We start from the raw sequence: 12,572 nt of genomic DNA, 5'->3' as shown, positions 1-12,572 counted from the left end.
TTGCCGCTCCTCCTTAGAACAATCCGGAATCCTTGTCTATTTTTTTGGCGATCTGATTGAATACGACGATCGTGATCAAGCCCATGATCGACTGGTAGAGGATAACCGCCGAGGACTTGCTGAAATCGCTCAATACCCGAAGCGCTCTATACGTATAAGTGTCGATGACGTCGGTCGTCGGGTATAAGGCGCTATTGTCGCCGATAATGCCGTAGATCATTCCGAAGTCTCCATAGAAGATTCGTCCGACGCCGAGCAATCCGAGAACGATGGCGACGCTTCTGATCAGCGGGAGCGTGATATGGACGATTTGCTGGAAACGGGTCGCCCCGTCGATCCGCGCGCTCTCGTAATACTCGCCCGAGATTCCCGTAATGGCCGCGAGGAAAATAATCGAATAGTAGCCCGCGAACTTCCATACGTAGATCACCGTCAGGATCGCAGGCCACACGTCGGCTTTGAGATACCAGTTTATTTTTTCCATCCCGTAAGCTTCGAGCGTTCTGTTCACTATGCCGTCGGTCGTATTCAGGAAAGCGAAGGCCATCATGCTGACGACCAGCCACGAAATGAAATAGGGCATGAAAATAAACGATTGCGCCAGCCTCTTGAATAACGCATGGCGAATTTCGTTCAGAAACAGCGCCAGCAGAAGAGCGATCCCGAGTCCGAATACAAGGAACAACCCGTTAATAAAAGCCGTATTAAACGTTACCTTGTACCAGTCGGCGCTCATGAAGAAAAACTTGAAGTTGTCGAACCCGACGAATTTGCTGCCCCACAATCCGTCCGCCAGTCTATATTTCTTGAAGGCGATTAGATGTCCGGATAGCGGAACGTAAGCGAATACGATCAAGAAGGCGAAGCCAGGTAGCGCTAATAGATACAAGTACTTATTTTTTCTGATCTCTTGGAGAAAACTCAACCTTCCCACCCGCTTCTGTTCGTTAGTATGTTCCTCTCATGGCTCCATCATAGGCGGATGTCCGTCCTAACGTATAGTTCTGATAACGGAAAAACGGTGCTGAAATCGGCGATTAGGAGGGTTCTTATTCCGGTTGCGAGGTCTCGGATCCGGCACGGGGCTTGAATTGGCATAAGAAAAGCGCCTCCGGGGCGAACCCCGAAGGCGCTTGAAGGCGCTTATTGGTTGGTGACGCTATCCGATGTCCCGATACTGGCTCGGCGTCATGCCGGTCGCTTTCTTGAACGTCGTAAAGAAGTTGCTCTTCGTCTGGAATCCCGATCTTTCGCCGATATCCGTAACCGTCCAATCGGTCGTTTCGAGCAGCGTTTTCACCCTATTGATTCGTTCTTCCATAATATAGTCCGAGAGCGTCGTCTCGTAGACTTCCTTGAATAGCTGCCGAATATATCGCGTGGACAACGAAACGTGCTCCGAGATTTCGTCTATCGTCAATAACGGATCGTGCAGATGCGTTTTCACGTATTCCACGATTTCGGTCACGATCTCGTCCCTCCGGCTCGACCCCTTCTTATTGCTGAGATCGTCGATGATCGCCAGAAGCTCCTGCGCTAACCATCCTTTGACTCCGCCGAGCGTATCGAACCTTTCCAGTATGCTTTCGATTCCTTCGACGTTCTCGACGGACGGCAGTTTATTGAACGTTTTGAACAGCGTATACAGGATTAGCGAAAGTTGAAATTTACTGTCCGCGTAATGCATCGTCTGCATATGCCCGAATATCTCGTCCAGGCTTGACGTGACTTCCTCCGCTTTCCCCATGCGGACTCTCTTGATGAGCTCTTCCAGCAGTTGTTCGTCGGGCAGAGGCTGGACCCGCTCCATATAAGCTTCGAAATCTTGCTCCAGATAGATTTTATCTTCCCCGGATATGAATTTAAGCATGGTCAGCTCGTAAATATGATTATAGATTCCGCGCAGATCGTCTCCGAACGCATGAACTCCGCTCGCCGCGATCGTAACGCCGATTCGCGTCCATTTCCCGATCTGCTTGGATACGTCATCCAAGATCTCAACTAGCTTGTCCATCGGCATATCCGAACCTGAAATTAACAATGCCAGATGATCTCCGCCCAGATCGACGGATACCGAATGCCGATGACGGTTCATGATCTCTTCCGCGATATTGCCTATCGCGTACTTCATCAGCTTCCGGGAAGCGAAATTGTATTGGTCCTCGAACAAGCTGTATTCGTTAATGCGAATGACGCAGAGATGAAGGCCGTCGCCTTCGAACAAAGCCGTCTGCTCCCGGAGATATTGTTCGACGGGGGCGATAAGCTTGCCTTGAACGATCCATTGCCGTAAGTATTCGAGCTTGATGACGCTCTTATGCTCCCGCATGGACGTATCCATCTTGTCTACCTGGCTTGCCAGCATTTCGATGCCGTACCGGATGACCTTATACTCTTCCCGCGGTCCTTCGTTGCTCTGGCTTTTCAATTGCAAGCCGAACTTCATCTCCAATTGATCCGCCAGCTGAGAGAAAGGCTTGTAAGTGCGCCGGGAATTCCAGAACAGGATGACCAACAGGAGGACGACGAAGGAAGCGGCGAACGTCAGCATCTTGTTCCTGAAAGAATTAAAGTCGGCCAGAATTTGATCGTACTTGGCGATCTGATAAATGATCCAGCCTTGCGGCTCGATCTGCGCGTATTGAACCGACCATAATTCGCCATCGTAGGTTTGCGCGAAGCTTCCTGTTCCTTGACCCGATTTCTTGGACAATTCGGCGTACAAATCGGCCGTTTCGCCCGAACCTAGCATGACCTGCCCGTCCCGATTCAGGATAAAAGATCTCGTGCCCGTCGAGCGGTTATCCTTCAGCAGATATTGTTGAAGCAGATCCATATCCAAGAGCATGACCAAATAGCCGAATGATAGTTGGCCGGAAGGCACCGTAGGGATGACCAGCGCCAGCTTCTTCTGCCCGTTCGTTTCGTAGATCAGGAAATTCAGGTATGACTTTCTCGGTTGCTTCACGATATCGAGCATGGTCTGATCCGAGAATCCGGCGAAGGAAGTGATTCCGAACTTTAAGTTTATGGCATGCTCCGACCGCATGTTAAACAAATAAATATTGTCGATAAACGGTTCCGTCGTCGTATAATTCGCTGCCGCCTTCATCGCGTCTACTTGGTGTTCGGGCGTCTCCGTCTTATCGGTTAACCAACGTTGGATGCTCTTGTCCTGATACATGTTCAAGCCGTAGCCGATCATCTTCTTAAACACGAACTGCGAATTCTCCTGGGCGTGCACGACTTCCGTCTGATTGGATTTATCGATTTGTTTCATCGCATAAGTAGAAAATTGACGGGAGATGACGTAGACGAAAGGAATGGATACGAGGGAAAAGAGAATGCACAACGCCAAAAAAATACGAATGTATTTTTGTCGGGGAAATAATCGCTTCATCTGTATTCCTCCTTATCCCGTTATGCCTCTTGTTGTCTTATTGTTGCTTTCCCCCGGTATCATCCGCGACGATCAGCTCCAGCCCGGCTTCTTGGCAGGCAAGCGCTAACCCTTCCGGAGGAAGCCGATCCGTCACCATCCGACGAATCGCCCCGAGCGAGGCGAATGAAGCCAATACCTTGGCTCCGAATTTGGAGTGGTCGAGTACGACGGTCGTCTCGTTGGCTTGCCGGATGGCCAGCCTCTTGATCTCCGTCTCGTAGAGATTGGAGTTACTGAATCCATGCTGTTCGTCGATCCCCGTCGCCCCCAAGAACGCGCGATCGAAAGCCATTCCGGACAGAGCCTGAGCCGCAACCGGTCCGACGAGCGACGAAGTCGACTCGCGAAGCATCCCTCCGGTGACCATCGTCTGGATTTCTTTGCCCGCCAGCTCCAAGGCCACGTTCATCGCGTTCGTGACCACGGTAATGTTTAAGCCCTTCGGGATATGCTTGGCAACCTCCAACGTCGTCGTACCTCCGTCGATGAAGATCGAATCTCCCGCTTGGATGAGCTTTGCCGCCGCTCTGCCGATCCGCTGTTTTTCCTCGATTCTAATCCCCGTCCTGTCTTGCAGGGCAACGTCCTTCCCGACGAAGATGGCTCCTCCGAACGTGCGCTTAACGGAACCTAGCGACTCCAGCTTCTCGATATCGCGCCGAATCGTCATCTCGGTCACTTGCAGGGCTTCGCTAAGCTCCGGGATCTTGATTTCTCCAAGCTCTTGAATTCGCTCCATGATTTGCAGTTGACGCGCATTTAATCCGTTATTCATCTCCGGGTTCACTCCAACTCTTCTATAATAGGGGCTTCGTCGTAGCTCCATATGTTATAAATAAACATTACATCGATTGTTTCCGAATCAAATATAGCACGTTAACGTTTCCAGAGTCTATAAAGTGTTGTTTTGTAACAAGACAAATATCGTGAACGCAAATAAGAGCAAGACACTTCGCGGTGTCTTGCCCTTACTGCCTCACAGCTTATTGGCTGGGCTTGCTTTTCTTCTGGAACCACTCGGACTTGGGCTTTCGCGGCGGGTTCGCTTTGGGCTTGGCCGGTTTCGCGTCGGCAACGGCCGTGGCGGATGCCGCTTTGGAAGATGGGTTTGGCTTCGCGGAGCGGACCTGTTTCGCGCCGGACTGTACTGGCCTCGACGGTTGGACAGGCTTCGAAGGCACGAATTCGTTCACCATCGGATAGGGATGATCCTTCACCTCGGGAATTTTCTTGCCGATGAGTTTCTCGATGGCTTTCAAATAAGGGATTTCTTCGAACTCGCAGAAGGAAATCGCCGTGCCGCTCAGTCCCGCCCTGCCCGTTCGGCCGATTCGATGAACGTAGGTTTCCGGAATGTTGGGAAGGTTGAAGTTGATGACGTGCGAGAGCTCGTCCACGTCGATCCCTCTTGCCGCGATATCCGTCGCTACCAGCACGCGCGTCGCTCCGCTCTTGAAATTGCTAAGGGAGAGTTGGCGGGAGTTCTGCGACTTATTGCCGTGAATCGCCTGCGCGGTAATATTTTCTTTGTTCAACCCTTTCGCTACGCGGTCCGCTCCGTGTTTCGTGCGGGTAAATACTAAAGCGGATACGATGGAGGGGTCCTGCAGCAGAAGATTCAATTGCTTCTGCTTATTTTCCTTGTCGACCAAATAGACCGTCTGCTCGATTCTTTCCGCCGTCGAGGAAACCGGAGTGATCTCCACCTTCACCGGATTTACGAGCAAGGTTTTGACCATCTGCGCGATCTCGGGCGGCATCGTCGCCGAGAAAAACAGCGTCTGCCTTTTGCTAGGCATCTTGGCGATGATTTTCTTCACGTCGTGAATAAAACCCATGTCGAGCATTCGATCGGCTTCATCGAGCACTAGAATTTGAACATGCTGCAAATCGATATGCTTTTGATTAATGAGATCGATAAGTCTGCCCGGCGTCGCGATGACGATATCCGCGCCTTGCTTCAGCGCTTGTTCCTGCGCTTTCTGCGACACGCCGCCCACGATCGCGGTGCAGCGCAGGGAAAGGAATTGGCTGTACGCTTCGATGTTCTCGGCGATCTGCAGGGCAAGCTCCCTTGTCGGAGTCAGGATCAAAGAACGGACGCGGCGGTGCGATCCGGATTTGCTTGGCTGTTGGCTTAGCAATTGGATAACCGGAAGGGAAAAAGCGGCCGTCTTCCCCGTTCCCGTCTGGGCGCACCCTAACAAGTCCTTGCCGGCCAAAACCGCGGGGATCGATTGCTCCTGAATGGGAGTCGGAGTCGTATAGTTTTCCTTGGTTAGCGCTTTAAGAATTTCAGGTATGAGTTTCAATTCGTTAAATGTCATAGCGTCTCCTTAAGATAAAATGCTTGAGTTCCCGATCAAGTCTTAACGAGTAAGGATAACATACGAGCGCATACATACAGAAGCAATTTTTTCTTCCAACCTCATCGTGTCCAGCCGAACTCGCGGTCATACCGCGCCGAAAGTTATCCGAAGGCGAGCTTGCAGGTGCCCGCATGACTGCCGCCAATCGCGATAAAACAACAATCTGTTCCCGGATAACCGGAGAATTTATCGCTCGCCCATCTTAGCGTAACGATGAAATACATCGTAACGCTACAATTCCCTTCAAAAAGTCAGCCTGATAGAATGAAATACATCGTAACGTAGACGAATCAGGCAGAAAATGTCCAATTATGTTCCTCATGCGATGAAAAACATCGTAACGGCAGGGTTTTTCCACGAAATTGCACACCTTACGATAAAAATCATCGTAACGTTGGCGATCACCTGTGCATCGAGAACCCCGGGGCACCGATGCTCCCAACCTCGTCATCGCTGTTTCTTAACATGCGAAGGCGGCATCCCTTTATGCTTCTTGTACAGCTTCGTAAAATAGTTGGCGTTGCCGCAACCGACCCGCTCCGCGATCTCCGTCACTTGAAGGTCCGTCTCCCGCAGCAGGCGATCAGCCTCGTTCATCCGATGACCGTTCACGTAGTCCACGAACGTACGGCCGGTGAGCTTCTTGAACGCTTTGCAAAAATGGTACGGGTTTAAGTTCACCATACGCGCGGCTTGGTTGATTGAGAGGGACTGCGAATAATGGGTTTCGATATGCTTGATCAACGGCTTGAACGGTTCCGCGATGCGGGGCTGGACGGGCTTATCAACGAGCTTCTGCGGCAAGAATCGGCGGGAGAGCAGCGCGAACAGCAGCTCGATTTTGTGTTTGGCAACGAGCTGATAGGCAGGCGCCTTGCCTTCCAATTCTTCCGTCACCTCACGAACAAGTCGTCGAGCAGGCTCCGAACTCGCATCGTCCGCCGATAACTTTACCGGAAGCACTGCTCTGCCGTCCAAATAAGGCGTTATATATCGCTCATATACCTGATCCGTATGTGGCCTGCGCATCAACGCCTCGTTGAACACGATCGCCACGTACTCGAGCTTACCTTCGATTAGACTATACCCGGTATGCAAGCCGCCGGCGGGTACGAACAACAAGTCTCCGGCAACAGCCTCGTAAGGCTTGCTTTCAATATAAAAAACCGCACTGCCGACATGCATGTCGATGATCTCGAAATGCTCGTGCCAATGAAGCCCGAGGATGCAATCTTCCTTATGCGTCACGGGCGACCCGTTACGGTGAACGCGAATCGGATAATCGTTGTCCCAACCGGAATAGCCTTCAAGCAATTCCTGCGGATAATTCATGATCTGGTACCTGCTTTCTGAACGTATCAATCAATAAAGTCTACCTGGAACAGGCGACCTGCCTCTAGATCGCGGTTACAAACAAATTCAATTTGGATGTTGCGTAATCCTTTTTATTATGTCGAATAAGCCATGCCAATCATCTTCGACGTATATGGCTCTGTTCATACTGAGTTCACTTCGGTATTGTAGGATAGACTAGCAAGAGAAAGGGGTTAAAACATGCCTAAGGTCATGGTCGTTGATGATGACTTACATATTCGCGAGTTGATTCGCTTGTATTTGGAAGACGAAGGCTTCGAGGTCGTGGAAATGAACAACGGAGCCGAAGCGTGGGATTACGCGGAAAATTATTCGGTAGATCTATTCATTCTCGATATTATGATGCCCCTTATGGATGGTTGGAAGTTATGTCAGAAGCTGCGCGAGCTTGGAAATTCCCCGATTCTGATGATCACCGCGAAAGGGGAAGCCCCGGATCGGATCAAAGGATTTCAACTCGGTACCGACGACTACTTAGTCAAACCGTTCGATCCCGTCGAACTCGTACTGCGGGTGAAAGCCCTTCTGAAACGCTACGGCGTATCGACTTCCCAAACCGTCAAGCTCGGCGACGTTCTCTTAGACCGCAAGAGCTACCAAGTCATTCGCAATAACAATCCACCGATCACGTTGCCCATGAAAGAGTTCGAGCTGCTGTACAAGCTCGGGAGTTATCCCGGACAATTGTTTACTCGCGTAAGCCTCATCGAGGATATTTGGGGAATGGACTACGACGGGGACGAGCGTACGGTAGACGTGCATATCAAGCGATTGCGGGAACGTTTCTCGGACATCGAGGCGGATTTCAAGATCGTTACGCTTCGAGGCCTCGGCTATCGGCTGGAGGTGTACCGTGATTAAGTCGTTGTACGTCAGGGTCGTCCTTATTTTCGTCGGTGCCGTCATTGCCAGCTTGATCCTATCGTTTGTCGTCGCTTCGTTGCTCTATAAGAGCCAGATTAAAAATCTGATGAACGAGAACCTCATCGCTAACGGCAAAAAAATCATCCAAGCCTATCAATCGACTCCTTCGGTGCAATTAAAGCCTTTTATGCAAGGCGTATCCGGTATTTCGAATGTTCGCTTCCAGATCTTCGATCCGAACGGCGATCCGATTCTAAGCGAGCAACAACCCTCCATGCAAGTGGATGCCGGCCAAATTAAAGAAGTCGTTTCGGGAAGCATCTTGCGCAACGCGAATGAGGGGAAGGACCATCACTCCCTCGTCGGCATCCCGTTCCAGGATCACGGGAAATCTTATGCCTTGTTTCTCACTTTGGATTCGCAGAGACTTGAAAGACTATTCCAGAACGTACTTGAAACCGTGCTCCTGTCGGTACTTATTATCGGAAGCTTATTATTTGTCGTCGCTGCCCGCTATGTCGTAAAACCGCTGCAAAGGCTGACCCATGCGACCAAACGAATGGCCAAAGGAAAATTCAATACCCGTCTGCATACCAAACGCAAAGACGAAATCGGTCAACTGACTACCAGCTTTAACGAAATGGCCGTCGAACTGGCGAATCTGGATCGGATACGGCAGGAATTCGTCACGAACGTGTCTCACGAATTCCAAACGCCGTTAACCTCGATTTCCGGTTTTACGAAAGCATTAAAACATAAAACATTAAGCGAAGAACGCCGACTTCATTATTTGACGATCATTGAAGAAGAGAGCGAACGCTTATCCCGGTTAAGCCAGAACCTCTTGCAATTATCCCATCTGCAGCTTAAAGATTCGCCCTTGAAGACGACATCTTACCGGCTGGACGAGCAACTAAGAAAAGTGATGATCACTCTCGAGCCCCTATGGTCGGCCAAAAGGATCTCGCTTGAAGTCGAGTTCGAGCAAATTCTCGTGCAAGCGGATGAAGATCAATTGAACCAAGTATGGATTAACTTGTTAGGCAATAGCCTGAAGTTCACGCCCAATGACGGAATAATACAATTAACCGCGGCGGTAGTAGGCGATCTTCTCGTCGTCGCAATTGCGGACAACGGTCCCGGAATTCCGGCGGAGGAGCGCTTGGACGTCTTCCTGCCCTTTCATAAGGCGGATAAATCCCGCGACGGCTCAGTCAAAGGAAACGGGCTCGGGCTGTCGATCGCCAAGCAAATCATCGATATCCATCATGGAGAGATCGAAATATCCGAATCTTCCATGGGAGGATGCGAATATAGAGTTCGAATTCCTATGCGCTATCGTACGAACGAGCCGTAATCGTCGTCCCCGCTCATATAATCGAAGGAATCGTAAGCCCCGGCTTGCGGTTTTTTTATTTTGTAAACGGGAGTTCATATTGAATCCATATTGGTCGGTTATAGTAGTCGAAGATAGAGAGGAGAGAAATCAGATGAGTTGGTTAAGTAAAATAAGCATTAAAAACGGGGTAGCGGTCGTTATCCTATGTATGTTGGTACTGGGGTACGGCCTGTACTCCGCTACGCAGATCAAGCAACAGACTTTTCCCGATCTGGAATTCCCCGCCGTATTGGTTCAAGCCAATTACCCCGGAGCATCTACGGAAGAAGTCGAAAAAGAGGTTACTTCGCCCGTCGAAAGCAGCTTGCTCGGGATGAAGGGTTACGACTCGTTGACGAGCACGTCGTCCGAGAATCGGGCAAGCATCTTTCTTCAATTCCCGTTCGGCACGAACATGAATACCGTCAATGCCGACGTGGAAGCCGCTCTTGCCAAACTGAACTTGCCGGATCGCGCCGAGGTCTCGGTGCAACGGCTGTCCATTAACTCCCAACCGATCTACGAAGCCGCCGTCTTCTCCGATAAAGACAATGCGCAGGCTCTTCAGCTCAAGCTCGAGAACGAAGTCGTTCCTAAGCTGCGCAAGCTCGAAGGAGTCAATTCCGTAACGTTGGGCGGCACCCAATCGGAAGAAATTCGGATTCAAGTCGACAAGGATAAAACGGCCCAAAGCGGGTTAACGTTAGATCGCATTCAGAAAGCCATTCAGTCGCTCGATTACGCGCTCCCGCTCGGAAGCGTAACGCAGAATCAAACCGCGATCCCGATTCGTTTGGTCGGCAGTCTCGATTCCCTGAAGCAAATCGAGGATTTGAAGCTGGCACCGGGCTTGAAACTGTCGGATATCGCCGAGGTTACGACGGTGTCTTCCCAGAACGAGATTACCCGGTTCAACGGAAATACGAGCTTTACGATATCGGTCATGAAAGATCAAGACGCGAATACGGCGGATGTCGCCAATCGAGTGAAGGATACGCTTGCAACCTATGAGGGAACAGGCGGTTTGGATACTCGCGTCATTTCTGACTCCGGAGCGGAAATCGAACATTCCGTATCCTCTTTGGTTAAAGAGGGACTGTTCGGAACGTTATTCTGCGTCATTATCATCTTCTTGTTCCTGCGGAACGTAAGAGCTACGCTGATTTCCATCATCTCGTTGCCGATCTCGATATTCGCGACGATCGCTTTCTTGAACGAGATGGGGTATACGCTTAATATCATGACGCTCGGAGGCATTGCCGTCTCGATCGGTAGAATCGTCGACGACAGTATCGTGGTCATCGAGAATATCTACAGGTGGCGTCAGGAGAAGGGCAGCGAAATGAAAGGCAAAGAACTTGCCTTTAAGGCTACCAAGGAAGTAATCGGCGCCGTTGCTTCGTCGACGTTGGCCACCGTAGTCGTATTCTTGCCGCTTGCTTTCGTAACGGGAATTATCGGCGAATTTTTCCGGCCTTTCTCTTACGCGGTCGTCATATCGATCGTCACTTCGCTGCTCGTATCGGTAATGCTCATTCCGGTGCTGGGCGCCAAGTTTTTCAAGAAAGCCAAAGCCCATGCCGAAGAAGGCTTCCTGCAACGGAAATTCGAGAAAATTCTTCGCGGCGCATTAAAAAGAAAGGCGCTGTCCGTCGGAACCGCGATCGTCCTGCTCGTAGGCTCGTTGGCGACGATTCCGCTGCTCGGCGTAACTTTCTTGCCTTCGACGCCCGCTCCGACCGCGCAAATCAACCTAACGCTTCCCGAGAAGAGCGGGTTGGATCAAACCGCGAAGGTCAGCGAAGACGTCGAAGCCTATGTAAAAGCATTGCCGGGAATCGTGGATTACAAGGTCGATATCGGCGGTAAAGGTGAAAATCGGTTCGCGCTGACGGGATCAAGCAATAAAGCCTCGATCAATGCGACGTTCGTCGAAGGTACGGATATCGACCCGTTGCTGGAACGCATGCAAACGGAGCTGCAACCGGTAGTAACGGCTTCCGTGGCGGATACGACGGTAGAAGTCAAATCCGGTGCCCAACAATCCGGTCCTCCGACAGGCAACGGAATCGATGTCAGCCTTTATTCCAACAATTCGGAACAATTGGCGGATGCTGCGAAACAAGTCGAACAATTACTGCTTCAGAACGCTGAGCTCAAACAAGTGACGAATAACCTCAGCGACGTCACGCCGAAATGGGTTCTGTCCCTGAACCAACATGGAATGGATGCCAATATTTCCTCCTTCCAAATCATGCAAATCGTTAACGAGCAATTACGGCCTATGAACGTGGGAACCTATGTCTTGGACGGACAAAATTTAGCGATTTCGATGTCCTACAAGCAGCAGATCGCTTCCAAGGAGCAGTTGGAGGATATCTCCATTCCGACTCCGACCGGAATCGTGAAGTTAAAGGATATCGCCGATCTGTCGGAATCTTCCGCGCCGAATAGCGTGAACCATGAAGACGGCAAAACCTTCGCGAAGATCAGCGCGGAGATCAAAGGCTCCAACACCGCCAAAGTGACGGGAGAAGTGCAGAAAGATATTGAGAGCTTGGCGCTCCCTAGCGGCGTGGAGCTCAAATTCGGCGGCGGACTCCAGATGATCAACGAAGGATTCGCCAGCATCGGGATCGCGATCGGCGCCGCGATCGGCCTCGTATTCCTCGTCATGAGCATGACGTTCGGCGGCTTGCTTACGCCTCTCATCATCTTGTCATCGCTTTTGTTCGTGCCCGTGGGCGCATTGGGCGGATTGCTCGTAACGGGTCAATCCTTGTCCATGAGCGTGATGATCGGCTTGCTGATGCTGGTCGGTATCGTCGTCACGAACGCGGTCGTGCTTCTGGATCGCGTCGAGAAAAACCGCAAGACCGGAATGGACTTGACCGAAGCGATCGTCGAAGCCGCCAAAGTGCGGATGAGACCGATTCTGATGACCGCATGCGCGACTATACTTGCGCTCGTGCCGCTCGCTCTGTCGACGTCCGCATCCTCTAGCTTGATTTCCAGCGGACTCGCGATAACCGTCATCGGCGGACTCACGACTTCTACCTTGCTTACCTTGATCGTGTTGCCTGTCATCTACCTGATTACGGGCAAACGCCGCAAAGTCAAGGAAGTCGAGAACTTCTAATCGTTC

At 51.0% G+C, this 12,572-nt stretch carries 8 protein-coding genes; 3 read left to right on the top strand and 5 right to left on the bottom strand.

Annotated elements, in window-relative coordinates; genetic code table 11:
• Positions 1–13 precede the first annotated feature (13 nt).
• The 5 genes from D7Z26_RS14410 to D7Z26_RS14390 form a co-directional block, all read right to left on the bottom strand.
• Entirely contained in the window at positions 14–934 is a 921-nt protein-coding gene (locus D7Z26_RS14410) for an ABC transporter permease (protein ID WP_325050456.1), read from the bottom strand.
• 225 nt (positions 935–1,159) lie between these two features.
• A complete protein-coding gene (locus D7Z26_RS14405; RefSeq protein WP_120977681.1) occupies positions 1,160–3,400 on the bottom strand; it encodes a helix-turn-helix domain-containing protein in 2,241 nt (746 codons plus the stop codon).
• A gap of 37 nt (positions 3,401–3,437) precedes the next feature.
• The gene (locus D7Z26_RS14400; protein ID WP_120977680.1) at positions 3,438–4,217 is read right to left on the bottom strand and encodes a DeoR/GlpR family DNA-binding transcription regulator; all 780 of its coding nucleotides are present in this window, start codon (positions 4,215–4,217) and stop codon (positions 3,438–3,440) included.
• A gap of 208 nt (positions 4,218–4,425) precedes the next feature.
• Positions 4,426–5,769: a DEAD/DEAH box helicase gene (locus D7Z26_RS14395; protein ID WP_120977679.1), complete on the bottom strand. Its 1,344-nt coding sequence runs from the start codon at positions 5,767–5,769 to the stop codon at positions 4,426–4,428.
• Positions 5,770–6,258: 489 nt separating this feature from the next.
• Positions 6,259–7,143, bottom strand: coding sequence for a helix-turn-helix transcriptional regulator (locus D7Z26_RS14390; RefSeq protein WP_120977678.1), 885 nt, complete (start codon positions 7,141–7,143; stop codon positions 6,259–6,261).
• A 222-nt stretch (positions 7,144–7,365) separates the two neighbouring features.
• On the opposite strand from D7Z26_RS14390, the gene D7Z26_RS14385 reads away from it, so the two are divergent.
• The 3 genes from D7Z26_RS14385 to D7Z26_RS14375 all read left to right on the top strand — a co-directional run bounded on the left by D7Z26_RS14385 (position 7,366) and on the right by D7Z26_RS14375 (position 12,566).
• On the top strand, positions 7,366–8,046 hold the full coding sequence (locus D7Z26_RS14385) for a response regulator transcription factor (protein ID WP_120977677.1): 681 nt from the start codon (positions 7,366–7,368) through the stop codon (positions 8,044–8,046).
• A complete protein-coding gene (locus D7Z26_RS14380) occupies positions 8,039–9,406 on the top strand; it encodes a sensor histidine kinase (RefSeq protein WP_233566917.1) in 1,368 nt (455 codons plus the stop codon). The genes D7Z26_RS14385 and D7Z26_RS14380 overlap by 8 nt, the downstream gene beginning before the upstream one ends.
• A gap of 133 nt (positions 9,407–9,539) precedes the next feature.
• Positions 9,540–12,566 (top strand): efflux RND transporter permease subunit, encoded by a 3,027-nt coding sequence (locus D7Z26_RS14375; RefSeq protein ID WP_158602317.1) that lies wholly within the window; start codon positions 9,540–9,542, stop codon positions 12,564–12,566.
• Positions 12,567–12,572 lie beyond the last annotated feature (6 nt).

This window comes from Cohnella endophytica (assembly GCF_003628305.1).
Taxonomy (GTDB): Bacteria; Bacillota; Bacilli; order Paenibacillales; family Paenibacillaceae; genus Cohnella; species Cohnella endophytica.
Note: the sequence above shows the minus strand (reverse complement) of the source record. Positions and strands in the feature narration are given on the sequence as shown.